This window comes from Paraburkholderia kirstenboschensis, from assembly GCF_904848585.1.
In the GTDB taxonomy this organism is placed as follows: Bacteria; Pseudomonadota; Gammaproteobacteria; order Burkholderiales; family Burkholderiaceae; genus Paraburkholderia; species Paraburkholderia kirstenboschensis.
Genome location: NZ_CAJHCR010000008.1, coordinates 169,632 through 184,792 on the forward strand (window position 1 = coordinate 169,632; position 15,161 = coordinate 184,792).

At 64.2% G+C, this 15,161-nt stretch carries 15 protein-coding genes; 10 read left to right on the plus strand and 5 right to left on the minus strand.

Features of this window, described 5'->3' with window-relative positions:
- Positions 1 to 44 precede the first annotated feature (44 nt).
- The 7 genes from JMY24_RS21370 (at position 45) to JMY24_RS21400 (ending at position 9,418) form a co-directional block, all read left to right on the plus strand.
- Positions 45 to 581, plus strand: coding sequence for a DUF2844 domain-containing protein (locus tag JMY24_RS21370; RefSeq protein ID WP_201702846.1), 537 nt, complete (start codon positions 45 to 47; stop codon positions 579 to 581).
- Positions 582 to 596: 15 nt separating this feature from the next.
- Positions 597 to 1,913, plus strand: a complete 1,317-nt coding sequence (locus JMY24_RS21375; protein ID WP_128596001.1) for a DUF3443 domain-containing protein — start codon at positions 597 to 599, stop codon at positions 1,911 to 1,913.
- A 217-nt stretch (positions 1,914 to 2,130) separates the two neighbouring features.
- The gene (gene flhB, locus JMY24_RS21380) at positions 2,131 to 3,336 is read left to right on the plus strand and encodes a flagellar biosynthesis protein FlhB (protein WP_201702848.1); all 1,206 of its coding nucleotides are present in this window, start codon (positions 2,131 to 2,133) and stop codon (positions 3,334 to 3,336) included.
- Positions 3,333 to 5,435 (plus strand): flagellar biosynthesis protein FlhA, encoded by a 2,103-nt coding sequence (flhA, locus tag JMY24_RS21385; protein WP_128596000.1) that lies wholly within the window; start codon positions 3,333 to 3,335, stop codon positions 5,433 to 5,435. The genes flhB and flhA overlap by 4 nt, the downstream gene beginning before the upstream one ends.
- 372 nt (positions 5,436 to 5,807) lie before the next feature.
- The gene (gene flhF, locus JMY24_RS21390; RefSeq protein WP_201702850.1) at positions 5,808 to 7,793 is read left to right on the plus strand and encodes a flagellar biosynthesis protein FlhF; all 1,986 of its coding nucleotides are present in this window, start codon (positions 5,808 to 5,810) and stop codon (positions 7,791 to 7,793) included.
- Positions 7,786 to 8,655, plus strand: a complete 870-nt coding sequence (locus tag JMY24_RS21395; protein WP_128595998.1) for a MinD/ParA family ATP-binding protein — start codon at positions 7,786 to 7,788, stop codon at positions 8,653 to 8,655. Before flhF ends, JMY24_RS21395 begins: the two co-directional genes overlap by 8 nt.
- A 28-nt stretch (positions 8,656 to 8,683) precedes the next feature.
- Positions 8,684 to 9,418, plus strand: a complete 735-nt coding sequence (locus JMY24_RS21400) for an RNA polymerase sigma factor FliA (protein ID WP_128595997.1) — start codon at positions 8,684 to 8,686, stop codon at positions 9,416 to 9,418.
- 73 nt (positions 9,419 to 9,491) lie between these two features.
- On the opposite strand, the gene JMY24_RS21405 is transcribed toward JMY24_RS21400, so the two are convergent.
- The 5 genes from JMY24_RS21405 to flgA all read right to left on the minus strand — a co-directional run bounded on the left by JMY24_RS21405 (position 9,492) and on the right by flgA (position 13,160).
- Positions 9,492 to 9,902 (minus strand): type II toxin-antitoxin system HicB family antitoxin, encoded by a 411-nt coding sequence (locus JMY24_RS21405; protein WP_128588353.1) that lies wholly within the window; start codon positions 9,900 to 9,902, stop codon positions 9,492 to 9,494.
- On the minus strand, positions 9,899 to 10,081 hold the full coding sequence (locus JMY24_RS21410; protein WP_128588352.1) for a type II toxin-antitoxin system HicA family toxin: 183 nt from the start codon (positions 10,079 to 10,081) through the stop codon (positions 9,899 to 9,901). Before JMY24_RS21410 ends, JMY24_RS21405 begins: the two co-directional genes overlap by 4 nt.
- A 432-nt stretch (positions 10,082 to 10,513) precedes the next feature.
- Complete coding sequence (locus JMY24_RS21415) at positions 10,514 to 10,960, minus strand: flagella synthesis protein FlgN (protein ID WP_128595996.1); 447 nt, start codon at positions 10,958 to 10,960, stop codon at positions 10,514 to 10,516.
- Positions 10,961 to 11,054: 94 nt separating this feature from the next.
- Positions 11,055 to 11,408 carry a flagellar biosynthesis anti-sigma factor FlgM gene (gene flgM / locus JMY24_RS21420; protein WP_027776970.1) on the minus strand — a complete coding sequence of 118 codons (354 nt, stop codon included), beginning with the start codon at positions 11,406 to 11,408 and terminating at the stop codon, positions 11,055 to 11,057.
- 153 nt (positions 11,409 to 11,561) lie between these two features.
- Positions 11,562 to 13,160 (minus strand): flagellar basal body P-ring formation chaperone FlgA, encoded by a 1,599-nt coding sequence (gene flgA / locus JMY24_RS21425; RefSeq protein ID WP_201702852.1) that lies wholly within the window; start codon positions 13,158 to 13,160, stop codon positions 11,562 to 11,564.
- Between the two features lie 216 nt (positions 13,161 to 13,376).
- Between flgA and flgB the strand changes: the two genes are divergently transcribed.
- The 3 genes from flgB (at position 13,377) to flgD (ending at position 15,138) form a co-directional block, all read left to right on the plus strand.
- On the plus strand, positions 13,377 to 13,868 hold the full coding sequence (flgB, locus tag JMY24_RS21430) for a flagellar basal body rod protein FlgB (RefSeq protein WP_128595995.1): 492 nt from the start codon (positions 13,377 to 13,379) through the stop codon (positions 13,866 to 13,868).
- 102 nt (positions 13,869 to 13,970) lie between these two features.
- On the plus strand, positions 13,971 to 14,396 hold the full coding sequence (gene flgC / locus JMY24_RS21435) for a flagellar basal body rod protein FlgC (RefSeq protein WP_027805057.1): 426 nt from the start codon (positions 13,971 to 13,973) through the stop codon (positions 14,394 to 14,396).
- Between the two features lie 10 nt (positions 14,397 to 14,406).
- Entirely contained in the window at positions 14,407 to 15,138 is a 732-nt protein-coding gene (gene flgD, locus JMY24_RS21440) for a flagellar hook assembly protein FlgD (protein ID WP_128595993.1), read from the plus strand.
- Positions 15,139 to 15,161: the final 23 nt, after the last annotated feature.

Sequence of the window (15,161 nt, forward strand, 5' to 3'; positions counted from 1 at the left end):
TGGCATGAGCATGCGCCGGCTAGCAGCCAGGGAGGAGTCTCGTTATGTGGAGTCGTGTACGTCGCGCCGGTGTGGTTACGGCGCTTGTTTTGCCCTGTTCGTTGTCGGTCGTGCAGTCCGCTCACGCGGCGCTCGGCGGCGCCCCAATGTCGCCTCCGGCAGATGCGTCGGTTTCGTCCCATAAGTTCCAGCCTGCCGACACCTCGGCGAACACCGTGATGCGCTCGGCATCCGGTGCGGCGTCTTCCGCTTCGGCTTCCGCGTCCTATACCGTTCGTGAAACCACGCTCGGCAACGGCACGGTGGTGCGCGAATATCTCGCCGCTGACGGCACCGTGTTCGGCATCGCGTGGAGCGGCCCGCAAATGCCCGATCTGAATGAAATGCTCGGCAGTTACTTTCCGCAATACGTCGCGGGTGTGAAGGCGGCGCGCGCGGCGCGCGGCGGCGCCCGTGGGCCGGTCGCGGTGGATCAGAGCACGCTCGTGGTGCAGTCCGGTGGTCACATGGGCGCGTTTAGCGGCCGTGCATGGCTGCCGCCCGCGCTGCCGGCCGGCGTCACCAGCTCAGACATCCAGTAACGGCGAGGACGAACGATGCGAACCATGCATATTGCAATGAAACTCAAGGACTGGATGCAGGTTGTGGCGACTGTCGCGCTGGTGTCGGCGCTTGCCGCGTGCGGTGGCGGCGGCGACAGCGGCGGGAGTTCCAGCTCCAGTGGCGGCTCGTCTGGCGGCCAGATCAACGGCTCGTTGCCGGCCAGCCCAACACAGCAGCCGATTGCCGCGACAGCCTCGAACACCGTGCCGATCACGGTGGCCCACGGCACCTCCGGTGTGATCAACATACCCACGATCAGCGTGACGCTGTGCGTGCCCGGCACTACGACCTGCCAGACCATCAACAACATTCAGGTCGACACGGGCTCGTTCGGGCTGCGCATCGTAGGCGGGGCGCTGAGCACGGCGATGCAGCGCGCATTGCCGGTCACCGCGACCGCGAGCGGCAATCAGCTTGCCGAATGCGCGACGTTCGCCGACGGCTACACGTGGGGCACCGTGCGTACCGCCACCGTCACCATCGGCGGCGAAACCACGACATCGGCGGTTCCAATCCAAGTGATTGGCGACAAGGACGCGAGCAGCGTGCCGTCGGCCGGTTGCGGCAGCGGCTCGGCGGAAAACACGGCGAGCGATCTCGGCGCGAACGGCATCATCGGCATCGGCACCGCGCTCTACGATTGCGGCACCACGTGCGCGAACGCGTCCACTGCGTCGACCTACAGCAATTACTTCGAGTGTCCCAACGGCACATCGTGCACTCGTGCCACGGTTGCGCTGGCGAATCAGGTGGCCAATCCGGTCGCCAGATTCCCCGTCGACAACAATGGCGTGATCGTGCAGATGCCGCCCATATCGAATAGCGGCGCGGCGTCGGCCACCGGCACGCTGGTGTTCGGCATCGGCACGCAGTCGAACAATGCGCTCGGATCGGCACAGACCTTCACGACCGATAACTTCGGCGACCTGACCAACAGCGTGTTCAACGGCAACACGGTGACGGCGTTCCTGGATTCGGGTTCGAACGGCTATTTCTTCACCGATAGCTCGCTCACGATGTGCGGCAGCAACTTCTCGGGCTTCTATTGCCCGTCCACAGCGCAAACCCGCTCCATCACGCTGGCCGGCCTGAACAGCGTGAAGGCGACGGCCAATATCGGCATCGTCAGTGCATCGACGCTGTTCGGCAACGGCACCAACTACGCGTTCAACGATCTGGCGGGTCAGGTCGGCGGGCTCGCCGCATTCGACCTCGGTTTGCCGTTCTTCTACGGACGCCACGTGTATCACGGCTTCGACCTGCGGCCAATCGGCGGGACCCAGGCGCCTTACGTGGCTTACGCAAGCTAAGCTGCGGCAACGCAAAGCCTGACGGCTGTCCACGACGCCCGCGCGGCCCCGCGCGGGCGTTTCTTTTTTCGGCCACGCGCGGGTCCACGCCGCGCTTGCCCATCCCCCGAAAAGCCCCCGTTTCCCCTTCCTTATCCGTCGATCGGTGCTTGCGCCGAGCGGGAATAATCGCTCTCACTGGAAAGAGGCGCTGTGCCTCGGCCGACTGGAGAGCTTTGTGGCAGAGGAAAGCGACCTCGAAAAAACCGAATCAGCCACTCCCCGGCGCTTGCAGAAAGCGCGCGAGGAAGGGCAGATCGTGCGTTCGCGGGAGCTATCGACGTTCGCGCTGCTCGCGGCGGGCTTTTTCGGCGTGTGGGGCATGTCCGGCAGCATCGGCGAACATTTGCAGGGCATGCTGCGCGCGGCCTTTACCTTCGATCACGCCACCGCTTTTGAGACCCGCCGTATGTTGATCGGCGCAGGCGCCGCCAGCCGCGAAGGGCTCTACGCGTTGCTGCCGATCCTCGCCATCACGGGCGCCGCGGCCTTGCTCGCGCCGATGGCGCTGGGCGGCTGGCAACTGTCGACGAAAGGGCTCGAGCCCAAGTTCGACCGTCTCAACCCGATCGCCGGCCTCGGCAAGATCTTTTCGATCAACGGACCTATCCAGCTCGTCATGTCGCTCGCGAAGACGCTGGTGGTGGGCGTGATCGGCGGCACTGCAATCTGGAACCGGCGCGAGGAAATTCTCGCGTTGGCCACGCAGCCGCTGCACCTCGCGCTCGCGAACACCGTGCATCTGATCGCCGTGTGCTGCGGCATGACGGTGGCCGGCATGTTCGTCGTGGCCGCGATGGATGTGCCGTATCAACTGTGGCAATTCCACAAGAAACTGCGCATGAGCAAGGAAGAAGTGAAGCGCGAGCACCGCGAAAGCGAAGGCGATCCGCACGTAAAAGGCCGGATTCGCCAGCAGCAGCGCGCGATTGCCCGCCGCCGCATGATGACGCAGGTGCCGAAGGCCGACGTCGTGGTCACGAACCCGACGCACTTCGCGGTCGCGCTGCAATACACGGACGGTGAGATGCGCGCACCGAAGGTGGTCGCCAAGGGCGTGAACCTGGTGGCCGCGCGAATTCGCGAACTCGCCGCCGAAAACAATGTACCGCTGCTGGAAGCGCCGCCGCTTGCGCGCGCGCTGTATCACAACGTCGAACTGAACCGCGAGATTCCCGGCCAGCTTTATGGCGCGGTCGCCGAAGTGCTCGCGTGGGTGTACCAGTTGCGGCGCTTCAAAACCGACGGCGGCGACGTGCCGGTCGCACCGACCGAGCTCGACGTGCCCGCGGAACTCGACAAGGGCGGTGTATCGGATGAAGAAGCCGATCAGGAAGCCGCCGACACGCTTAACCCCGCTAACGATAACGGAGCCTCCGCATGAACGCTCGCGCCGGTTTCCTCGCTCGACGGCCCGATGCCTTGAGCGGCACCAATTTACGCGCCCTGGCCGGCCCGGTGCTGATCTGCATGATCCTCGGCATGATGATTTTGCCGTTGCCGCCGTTCCTGCTGGATCTGCTGTTCACATTCAACATCGCGCTTTCCGTGATGGTGCTGCTCGTCAGCATGTACACGATGAAGCCGCTCGACTTCGCCGCTTTTCCGAGCGTGCTGCTGTTCTCGACCTTGCTGCGGCTGTCGCTGAACGTTGCGTCGACGCGAGTCGTGCTGCTCGAAGGCCACACCGGTCCCGACGCGGCCGGCCAGGTGATCGAGTCGTTCGGCCACTTCCTCGTGGGCGGCAACTTCGCGGTCGGTATCGTCGTCTTCATTATTTTGATGGTCATCAACTTCATGGTGATCACCAAGGGCGCGGGGCGTATCGCGGAAGTGTCCGCGCGCTTTACGCTCGACGCGATGCCCGGCAAGCAGATGGCGATCGACGCCGATCTGAACGCCGGTCTCATCAACGAAGAACAGGCGCGCAAGCGTCGCGCGGAAGTCTCGCAGGAAGCCGAGTTCTACGGCTCCATGGACGGCGCGAGCAAGTTCGTGCGCGGCGATGCGATTGCCGGCTTGCTGATCATGGTGATCAACATCTTCGGCGGGTTGATCGTCGGGATGGTTCAGCACGGCATGGACTTCGCGTCGGCGGGCAAGAACTACACGCTGCTGACCATCGGTGACGGCCTTGTCGCGCAGATTCCGTCGCTCGTGATTTCGACCGCTGCCGGCGTGATCGTGTCGCGCGTCGCGACGAACGAAGACATCGGCACACAGCTCACGGGGCAGCTTTTCACGAACCCGCGCGTGCTGGCGATCACGGGTTGCATTCTCGTGCTGATGGGCCTGATTCCGGGCATGCCGCACTTCGCGTTTCTGATTCTCGGCGGCGGTTTGATCCAGCTCGGCCGCACGATGAAAAAGCGCGCCGAAGAACGCAAGAACACGACCGCGCTCGTGGATGTCGCACCGGCAGCCGTCACGCCGATCGAAAACGCCGAAGCAAGCTGGGACGACGTGACGATGATCGACACGCTCGGCCTCGAAGTAGGCTACCGGCTGATTCCGCTGGTCGACAAAAATTCCGACGGCGAGTTGCTCAAGCGGATCAAGAGCATCCGCAAGAAGTTTGCGCAGGAAATCGGCTTTTTGCCGCCTGTCATCCACATTCGCGACAACCTCGAATTGCGTCCGAACGGTTATCGGATCGCGCTCAAGGGCGTGGAAGTGGGCGTCGGCGAGGCGTATCCGGGTCAATGGCTCGCGATCAATCCCGGCCAGGTTTCCGCTGCGCTGCCGGGCACGCCGACGCAGGATCCGGCATTCGGTCTGCCGGCCATCTGGATCGACACGAATCTGCGCGAACAGGCGCAGGTGTACGGCTACACGGTGGTCGATTCGAGCACGGTCGTCGCGACGCACCTGAATCACCTGGTGGTTACGCATGCATCCGAACTGCTCGGCCGCCGCGAAGTGCAGGCGCTGCTCGAACGGATGCAGAAAGACACGCCGTCGCTCGTCGACGATCTGGTGCCGAAGTCGCTGCCGCTCACCACGCTGCAAAAGGTGCTGCAAAACCTGCTGGAAGAAGGCGTGCCGATCCGCGACATGCGCACGATTCTCGAAGCACTGTCGGAACACACGCCGAAGATCACCGACGCACACGATCTCACCGCCGCCGTGCGCCTCGCGCTCGGCCGCGCGATCACGCAGCAGTGGTTCCCAGGCACCGGCGACATGCAGGTAATGGGCCTCGACTCGAATCTCGAACGCGTGCTGTCGCAGGCGCTTTCGACCGGTTCCAACCCGGGCCTCGAGCCTGGCCTCGCGCATACGCTGATGAACGAAACGCAGAAGGCGATGAATCGCCAGCAGAACCTGGGGCTCGCACCGGTGCTGCTCGTGCAACACGCATTGCGGCCGATGCTCGCGCGCTTCCTGCGACGCAGCCTGCCGCAACTGAAGGTGCTGTCGTATGCGGAAGTGCCCGATACACGCAACATCAAGGTCGTGAATCTGATCGGCGCGCACGGTTAAAGCGCGTTCTACGAGCGTGACTGCGATCGGGCGAGCTGCGTTTGCTTCATGGCTCGCTTCTCGGCCAGATCCACGCCCGACATATTGACCGGCGCCCCAGGGCGCCGGTTTTCATTTCCGCGCCTGACTTTTCGTACCGCCGCCGTATTGGAGCGTCCATGCTTCGACCGCGGGAGTGGGAAGCGCCCGGCGGGCGCGCTCACTCGATAGGCGCGGTGGCTGCGAATCGCTGCATGCGTCCATCGTTCGAATTACCCACGTTTAACAGCCTTTATCCACCGATCGTCGGTCGTCGCGTTTCGCAATAATGATCTCAATGGGAAGCGGTGTGTTGCCGGTCCGTCAGTCCGTTTACCTCATCGGGGGTCCAGCTTGAACATTCGTAAATTTATCGGTGCTACCAGTCGCGACGCGCTGCGTCTCGTGCGCGAAGCGCTCGGTGCCGACGCGGTCGTGCTGTCCAATCGCACGATGGACGACGGCAGCGTCGAGATCGTCGCCCTGGCCGACAGCGACCTCGCGGCGATCACGCCGAAGGCTCCGCGCGCCGACGCCAGCGCAGCGCAATTCGCATCGACGAATGCAGCGGCTGCACAGCCCGCGCTGAGTGCGCCGCGCGCAATGTCAGCCGCGCAGCCGATGCAGGCAAATCCGTACGCGAGCGGCATGCCGGACGTATTCTCGTCGGTGTTCGGCGCGAGCCCGGAAGCCGGCACCGAAACGACGGGCAGCTTCGCCGACTCAGCGCTAGCCGCCAGTCACGAAGCCCAGCCTGCTGCAAAGGTCGTTCCGAGCGCGGCCATGAATGCCGCGATGAATGCAGCCAAGGCGTCCGCCGGGCAAGCCGACTCGCGCAAGACCGCATTGCCGGGCGCGTCGGCAGCTACAGCCGCGAAGCACGCGTCGACGCCGCAATCGCAACAGATCCACGTCGGCCAGCCGAGCGCGCGAGCAGCCGCCGCGCGTTTGAACGAAGACATTCGCGCTGATCTGCTGAATGCCGCAGGCGTGCCGTCCGGCTCTGCCGCGCCAGCTTCGGACATTCACGCGCCGCGCACGATGGCCGAATCGAATCCCTGGCTGATCGATCACGCTCGACGGATCGCCGCCGACCACGAGCCGCAAAGCGAATACAACGCACGTCCCGGCGCGATGACGCCGGCCGCCGCGATGGCCAAGGGTCTTGGCGCCGCTGTCGAACCGGGCAACGCCGCCGCGTCGCAGGCGGACAACACACCTGATTGGGCTCGCGAAGCCGCGCAGGTCGCCGCACGCCGCGCCGCGCAGAAGATCGCACCGACGACGCTGCCCCCGACCGACGACTCGCGCACGCCTGCTGCTGTCGCTGAAGCGATCAAGGCGCGCATGGAACAGGTCGTCAAAGAAACCGTGATGAACGAGCTTTCTTCGATGCGCGGCATGATGGAAGAACAGTTCGCCGGCCTCATGTGGGGCGATCGTCAGCGCCGCAACCCGGCGCACGCGTCGCTCACCAAGCATCTCTTCGCCGCGGGCTTTTCCGCGCAGCTCGTGCAGATGATGGTCGCGAACCTGCCCGACGAAGTCGACAACATGGACGACGGCATGGACTGGGTGCGCTCGGTGCTCGCCTCGAATCTGCCGGTCATGGAAGACGAAGACACGTTGATGGAACGCGGCGGCGTCTTTGCGCTGATGGGTCCGACGGGTGTCGGCAAGACGACGACCACCGCCAAGCTCGCCGCGCGCTGCGTGATGCGTTTCGGCGCCAGCAAAGTGGCGCTGCTCACCACCGACAGCTACCGGATCGGCGGCCACGAACAACTGCGTATCTTCGGCAAGATTCTCGGCGTGTCGGTTCACGCGGTGAAAGACAGCGCCGACCTGCAACTCGCGCTCTCCGAATTGCGCAACAAGCACATCGTGCTGATCGACACGATCGGCATGAGCCAGCGCGATCGCCTCGTCTCCGAGCAGATCGCGATGCTGAGCCGCGCGGGTCAGCCCGTGCAGCGCCTGTTGCTGCTGAACGCAACCAGCCACGGCGACACGCTCAATGAAGTCGTGCAGGCCTATCAGCGCGGGCCGGATCAACAGCCGCTCGCCGGCTGCATTCTGACCAAGCTCGACGAGGCGACCAACCTGGGCGGCGTGCTCGATACGGTGATCCGTTACAAGCTGCCGGTGCACTACGTATCGACCGGTCAGAAAGTGCCGGAAAACCTGTACGTCGCGACCAAACGTTTCCTGATCAAGAGCGCGTTCTGCATTCCGCGCGATCACTCGCCATTCGTCCCGCATGACGACGATGTTCCGGCATTGCTGTCCGCGTTGTCCGCGCGCTCGACCGCCGAATTGCACGAGGTCCGCTTTGGATAAGCTCGTCTCCGATCAGGCAGAAGGACTGCGGCGCCTTCTCGCGCGGAGCGGCTCGCGCGTGATTGCGGTGACGGGCGGTTCGCTGGGCGCCGGCTGTACGGCGACAGTGATGAACCTTGCAGTGGCGCTCGCGCAGCAGGGCAAGGACGTGCTCGTGATCGACGAGTGCCTCGGCGACAAGTCGGTGAGCGCGATGCTCGGCAGCGTGCGCGGCGCCGGCAACTTTGCCGCCGTTATGCGCGGCGAGATGACGCTCGACGAAGCCGCTTTGCGCCATGCGCTCGGCTTCTCGGTGCTCGCCGCCTCACGTGCGCATCGCGAAGGTTATGGCGCGGCGCAGTTCAGCGCGGTGCTGCATGGTTCGGCCGACATCGTGCTGATCGACGCGCAACTGGATCAGCAAGGGCACCTCTCGGCGCTCGCGCTGCAGGCCCATGACGTGATGATCGTCACGCGCATGGCGGCACAGGCGATCACCGACGCGTATGCGTGCATGAAGCGTCTGCACTATGTGCATGCCATCGCGCAGTTTCGCGTGCTGGTGAACCACGTGCAGAGCGTGGAAGACGCTCGTACCGCTTTTGCAAACCTTGCCGGCGTGGCCGGGCGCTACCTCGCGGTGGCGCTGGAAGACGCCGGTTGTATTGCCGCGGATGCGCGGATGGCACGAGCCGAGGAGTTGTCGCGTTGTGTCGTCGACGCATTTCCGTCGACACCGGCAGCGCGCGACTTCCGGCACCTCGCAGCCGAATTGCAGTACTGGCCGATGCGGCCAGCGATGTCGCCGCAAACGCCATGGATGGCGCCTGCGGCAGTTACAGCGGCGCAACACGCCGACCAACCGTCTGCGCAGCACGCCTGAGAGGCGGCACAAGGACAAGGGGAGCACGATGTATAACGCTCAGGGAAAGATTTCCCAAGCCGATGTTTTGACGAAGTACGCACCGCTGGTGCGTCGACTCGGCTTGCAGCTCGTTGCAAAAATGCCGGCCAGCGTGGATCTCGACGATCTGATTCAGGCCGGCATGATTGGCTTGCTGGATGCCGCGAGTCGCTACAAGGAAGATCAGGGCGCGCAGTTCGAAACCTACGCGAGCCAGCGGATTCGCGGCGCGATGCTGGACGAACTGCGTAGCAACGACTGGTTGCCGCGCAGCTTGCGGCGCACGTCGCGAGAAGTGGAGACGGCAGTGCACAAGGTGGAGCAGAATCTGGGCCGCTCGGCGAGCGAAACGGAGATTGCCGAACATCTGCAAATGCCGCTCGACGAGTTTCAGTCGATGCTGCAGGACCTGCACGGAAGCCAGTTGATCTACTACGAAGACTTCGACCGTTCCGCGGACGACGAGCCGTTTCTCGACCGCTACTGCGTCGATCACTCGGACCCGCTTTCGGCCTTGCTCGACGACAGTCTGCGCTCGGCGTTGGTCGAGGCGATCGACCGCTTGCCGGAACGCGAGAAGTTGCTGATGTCGCTCTACTACGAGCGCGGCATGAACCTGCGTGAAATCGGCGCGGTGATGGAAGTCAGCGAGTCGCGCGTGTGTCAGTTGCACAGCCAGGCGGTGGCGCGTTTGCGCACGCGCTTGCGCGAGATGGCGTGGGCCAATGCCGAGGCAACGTGAGCGGCTCGCCTCGTGAGCTAGCGCTCAGCGGGGCGAATGAGTTGTGAAGCGAGGGCGTTACCCGCGCCTTCTGTCATGCGTCCGCCATTTCATGCTCGGCTGCGAGCGCGAGAAAAGCGGAACGCGACATGCCACGCGCCTGCGCGTATTCGTCGATTTCATGCACCAGAGCTTCGGGCAACGAAATGTTGATGCGTACCGCCCTCTTCAGCGCGGGAATATTCCGGGTTGTCACGAAACCCCACGTGAAACCCGCGTAGTCAGGATTACGCCGATGCTCGTCTAGCGTCAGCCTTTCGGGAATCGGCAAGCCTTCGTCGAGCAGCGTATCCAGATGCGCCTCGATCGCTTCTTTTGCGTTCGCATAAGCTTCTTCCAGCGTATCTCCCGCCGAGTGACAGCCCGGAATATCCGGCACGATGACGCCGAACGCGTGCTGCGCGTCGCCCGCCTCGATTGCGATCGGGAAGATCAGATTTTTCATTTCAGCCCTGCCTGTTTCAAGATGCTGTTCAGCGTGCCGGCTGGTAGATCCCGCCTGGGATGGGGGATGGTCACGAGCCCGGCTTTGAATGCGTGCCGAAAATGATGATGGCTGCCCGATATGCGGACGAGCCGCCAACCGTTCGCCTGAATCAGTTTTACGACTTCGGCACTGTTCATATTGCACTCCTCTAATCATACACACGATTACACACCCTCGCTAGATGGAAGTTGACTCCCGCTTCGTCGCGACGCGTCAGCGCGCTCGCTGGCAGCGAAAAACTTCGTTGGGGAAAGAGGTGATTTGATCGTGCGCGACGGATTCCCGCCACCTGGCCGAATGGCTAAAGCAGACGGGGAAAGAGAAGGACGCGAACGCTAGAGGAGGCAGAAAACAAAAAGGGTTCGTCGAGACGACGAACCCATCTGTTCACGCAAGGCTGCTTGAGTTGGCCGCGTTGCTGCGGCGAGCTAGCCGCGAGTCATGAAGTTGTGGGCGAGTGGGGCGTCAGTGTCAAACGCATGCAAAGCATGCGAGGCCCGCATCGCGACAATCAGCATTCGCAGAAGTGAACACGAAACGCTGTCGCTGAGCGCCAGCGTCACCCGGCGTCACACCGCGGCGCGCGCCGGAATGCGTCCGTCCGGGCCATAGAAGTTGGCCTTTTGCGGCAACGCTACCTGCAACGCCGTCAGCGCCCGCTGGTTGTAATCCATGCGCACGCGAATCAGTTCGCCGTTGCTCGTGTTGAAGCGGCGCGCTCGCTCGGCCGCTTTTTGCAGCAGCGACCACTGCGCGGCGAGCCGCTCGTCGGTGCTGGCCGCGAGTTCCATGCCGGCCCAACCGCCCGGAAAACCCATTTCGGCGAGCAGTTCGTCGCGGCGGGTTTCGAGCTGCGCGAGCTCGCCGATCAGCTCGGTTTTCTTGTCGATGACTGGCGGCAGCAGTTCGACCGGCGACAAGGCAGTCAATGCCTTGGTCTCCAGCGTCAAAACGGAGGCAAACGCCTCGACGGCGGAATACTCTTCGATGAGGGTGGCAAGCAGGGCGTCTTTCATCTCAACAACTCGCTGAAAACGACGGCTCGCGGACGATCCGCGAGTCGGGTTTGTCGAACGCCGCCCGGCCATTCACCGTACTTCGATGCGTCGATTAATTGCCGGTCGACGGGGTTTTGCTTTGCAACAGTTCGCGTGCGGTGCTCAGCACGCCGTCGGCGATCTTGCCCGAGTCGATTTGCAGCGTGCCGTCCTTGATGGCCTGCTTGATCGACTCGACGTGCGCCGTATCGATGTCGGCCGAGCCGGACGCCGCGAGGCTGCGCAGGTGCTGCGACAGACCCGACAGGCTGACGCTGGCGTCGCCCGAACTGCTGGGAGTGGCTTGCGAGGCAGTGCTCGCGGTCTGCGCGCCGGTGTTGGCCGTCGCCGCGTCGCTTTGTTGCGAGCGGGACACGCCGTCTTTCAACGTCGGCAGATTCGAATTGGTTTTGGAATCGACTTTCACGATTGGCTTCCTGAACGATTTGATTCTGATAACGGCAACCGTCGATCAAAACTTTAGCGCAATCGCTGCTGCTTTTTCCTTGTCTGTCAATACGATCCGGCCCTGAAACGGCGGACGCATCTGGATCGGCCGCCAGCTTGGAACGCTGGCGACTCACAGTTGGATCTCCACCGTCGCGCCGTCTTTGACGATGCCCGAGATAACCTGGCCGTTGGGGGTCTTCACGCGGACCTGTTGACCCGGCGACGCATTGTTCATCGCGCTGCCTTCCGACGAAATTGCGAATCCTTCGCCGGCTGCGACCACGCGCACCGTTTGTCCGATCGACACCGCCGACGCGCTCTTCAGCATATCGCGGCGCAGCGGCATGCCGGCGGCAACGCGTGTCAACGTGACGGAGCCGACCGCTTGCGACGGGTCGGTCACGATCGCCTGCGGCAAACCCGTCAGATCGCCCTCGCGCGCGACCAGATCGGCGGCCGTCAGCACCTCGCCCGGCGACATCGCGCGGCCTGCGAGGTAGTAGGTGGCATGCAGCGAAATGCGCGCCTGCAGATAGATGGTCCACGGACGCTGGCCCGCGCAACGCACGCCGACGGTCACGCGGCCCCACAGGCGTGCGCCGCTCGGCATGAACGGCTCCAGCATCATGCAGGCCGCGAGACCGCGCGGAAACGCGGGTGCGACGGTGATGTCCACTTTGCCAGGCAATCCCGCCGACTGCTGCTGCAGGAACGCGAGCGCGGTCGTGCGGATCGCTTCCGGGTCTTGCTGGCCGGGCAGCGGCTCAGGCTGCGCCGGTGCTGCCGCACGCAGATTCTGCTGTGCGACCGCGGGCGCGACGGGCCGTGTCGCGGACATGCGTGCAGTCGGCGGCGCGGCGGCGCCACTGGTCGAATTCGCGGGCGCGCTCAAACGGGCCTTGATGGGCTTGCCGTCCGCGCCGATCTGCGGCGGCTCGCCACGCGAAGCGAGCGTGTCGAACGAGTCGGTTGCCGATGCTCCCAACGCTTGCGACGGCGCGGCCGCTGTGCGACTCGTCACGCTGGTCGGCGCGTTGGCCGCCACCGGCTGAACGCCGGCAGCCTGACGCACGCCGTTCGCTTGCGGCGCCGGTGTCACGACAACCGGAACCACACGGCGCGAGGCCGGCATCTCATTGAGGCGTGCGGCACCGTCGGCCGGATTGATGTTGCTGGGTGCGTCGGTTGCGTTTGTTGCGCTTGTTGCGTTCGTCGCGGCAGAACCGGCACGGCCCGGCGCGGGAATGGTGACGACACCGTTCGCGTCCGGCTTGAAACTCGTACGGATCATTTGCGGCGCGGCCGGCGCGTCGCCCGAGCCCGCGATGACGATCGAGCCGCTTGCATTGGCGGCGCGGCTGAAAGAATCGGCGTCGCGCGCGGCCGAACCGCGCGTGAGCGATTGCGCGGTGGCGGAGGCGAGCGTCGCCGCCGAGCCGACGCGTTTCGCGGGCGCTGCCTGCATATGCTCGGCAAGCTCGGTGAGTGCCGCCGGATTCTTTTCGTTTGGACCGGCAATCACGATGGGGCCGTCCGCCTCGCCGGCATGCGCGGCATTGGCGAACAGCATAGCGGCGGCAGGCGCGCAAAGCGCGGCGGCGCCGACACCGGGCACACCCAGCGACGAACTCAGCACGAGCCGCGCGGCGACGCGCAGCGCGGCCGCACACAGGCGATGCGCCGCCGCGCGTTTCGCGCGGTGCGTCGGATCGAAAGTGTGCTGGTTCATTGCGGTTCTCCATCGAATGCATTTGGTACGCCTTGCATTCTATTGAGAGCCCCCTCTGCGCAAACGTTGAATAGAAGCCCCCTTTCCCGGTTATTCGTCCGATTGCTGCTTGCACTCGGCCCATAAGATGCACCTCATGCAAAAAGGTCTTCCCGCCTGATGCGGTCCTCACGCGAGGCGCACGGGAAGCCTCGGGACCGTTCTCCGGAGATTCTTATGCTGGACAAACTCGATGCCGAATTCGCCTTTGGACGTGAAGCGCTCGATGTGCGCGCTTATCGCCAGGAGCTCCTGTCGTCGAATATCGCCAATGCCGACACGCCCGGCTACAAGGCGCGCGACGTCGACTTCGCTTCGTCGCTCGCCGGCGCGCTGAAAAAGACCGGCGTGGCCGTGCACACGGCCTCGAACACCGCGACGCTTCCGATGGCGCAGCCGGCCGGCGTGACAAGCGGAATGTCGATGGCGTCGACCACGCCGGGCCACATGTCCGGCAAATCGACGCTGAGCCCGGCGGGCGGCATGCCCGACGACTACGGCAACCTGCAATACCGCGTTCCGACGCAGCCCGCGCTCGACGGCAACACGGTCGACATCGACACCGAGCGCGTTCAGTTCGCGGACAACACGTTGCACTTCGAATCGGGCATGACGATGCTGTCGAGCCAGATCAAGACGATGTTGTCGGCGATCCAGTCGGGCTCGTAACCGGGTAACGGTCTGCACGCAAAGAAACACGCAGTACGCAAGAACAATCGCTACGGGAACTAACTTGAAGCCGGATCGAACCGGCGGGAAAGGTCAGCAAACATGCCTTCTTTGATGAACATATTTGGTGTTGCAGGCTCCGCGATGTCCGCGCAGTCGCAGCGGCTCAACGTGACGGCGTCGAACCTCGCCAACGCGGACAGCACCACCGGTCCGGACGGCCAGCCGTACAAGGCCAAGCAGGTCGTGTTCGGCGTTGCGCCGCTCGGCGGCGCGCGCTCGGGCTCCGGCCAGCAGGTTGGCGGCGTGCAGGTCACCGGCGTGGTCGACGACCCGACGCCGATGAAGACCGCCTACGACCCCGGCAACCCGGCGGCCAACGCTGACGGCTATGTGACGCTGCCCAACGTCGACCCGGTCCAGGAAATGGTGAACATGATTTCGGCGTCGCGCTCGTACCAGGCCAACGTCGAGACCCTGAACACCGCCAAGACCCTGATGCTGAAGACGCTCACGATCGGAACCTGAGGAGAGCCCCTTGACTACTGGCACCACCATCGGCAACAACGGCACGACCGTGTCGCAAACGCTGCTCGATACGATGAACGGCACGAACAGCACGTCGGGTTCGAGCAGTTCGACGAGTTCGAAGAGCGGCACCTCGGGCACCTCGGCGACCGATCTGCAGAACACCTTCCTGAGCCTGCTCGTAGCGCAGTTGAAGAACCAGGATCCGACCAATCCGATGGACAGCTCGCAGATGACCTCGCAGCTCGCCCAGATCAACACCGTGTCGGGCATCAGCCAGTTGAACACGACGTTGAGCTCGCTCGCGACGCAGATGTCGGCGGGCCAGCAGTCGCAAGCGGCGCTGCTGATCGGCTCGACCGTGCTCGCGCCGGGAAGCTCCGTGTCGGTCGCGAGCGGCAAGGCCGGCGCTTTCGGCGTGCAGCTCGCGAACTCGGTGAGCGACCTGCAGGTCGTCGTGAAGAACTCGGCTGGACAGATCGTCAACACGATCGACCTCGGCAAGCAGTCGGCGGGCACGATTCCGGTGGGCTGGACGCCGACCGACTCGGCCGGCAACGCGCTGCCCGACGGCACGTACACGATCAGCGCGGTCGGCACGATCAACGGCCAGCAGGCCACGGCCACCACGCTCGCAGGCGCAACCGTTCAAAGCGTCGTCATGCAGAACAACGGTACGCCGGGTCTCGTGCTGTCGAACGGCACGACTGTCGGGCTGACCAGCGTGGCCGCGATCCTCTAATTCAGATTCAGTCAGTTAAGACT

Coding starts and splice junctions, on each gene's coding strand:
- JMY24_RS21400 (WP_128595997.1), top strand. CDS start 8,684: ATGTATAACGCTCAGGGAAAGATTTCCCAAGCCGATGTTTTGACGAAG.
- JMY24_RS21415 (WP_128595996.1), bottom strand. CDS start 10,960: ATGAAAGACGCCCTGCTTGCCACCCTCATCGAAGAGTATTCCGCCGTC.
- flgA (WP_201702852.1), bottom strand. CDS start 13,160: ATGAACCAGCACACTTTCGATCCGACGCACCGCGCGAAACGCGCGGCG.
- JMY24_RS21405 (WP_128588353.1), bottom strand. CDS start 9,902: ATGAAAAATCTGATCTTCCCGATCGCAATCGAGGCGGGCGACGCGCAG.
- flgB (WP_128595995.1), top strand. CDS start 13,377: ATGCTGGACAAACTCGATGCCGAATTCGCCTTTGGACGTGAAGCGCTC.
- JMY24_RS21370 (WP_201702846.1), top strand. CDS start 45: ATGTGGAGTCGTGTACGTCGCGCCGGTGTGGTTACGGCGCTTGTTTTG.
- JMY24_RS21410 (WP_128588352.1), bottom strand. CDS start 10,081: ATGAACAGTGCCGAAGTCGTAAAACTGATTCAGGCGAACGGTTGGCGG.
- flhA (WP_128596000.1), top strand. CDS start 3,333: ATGAACGCTCGCGCCGGTTTCCTCGCTCGACGGCCCGATGCCTTGAGC.
- flgC (WP_027805057.1), top strand. CDS start 13,971: ATGCCTTCTTTGATGAACATATTTGGTGTTGCAGGCTCCGCGATGTCC.
- JMY24_RS21375 (WP_128596001.1), top strand. CDS start 597: ATGCGAACCATGCATATTGCAATGAAACTCAAGGACTGGATGCAGGTT.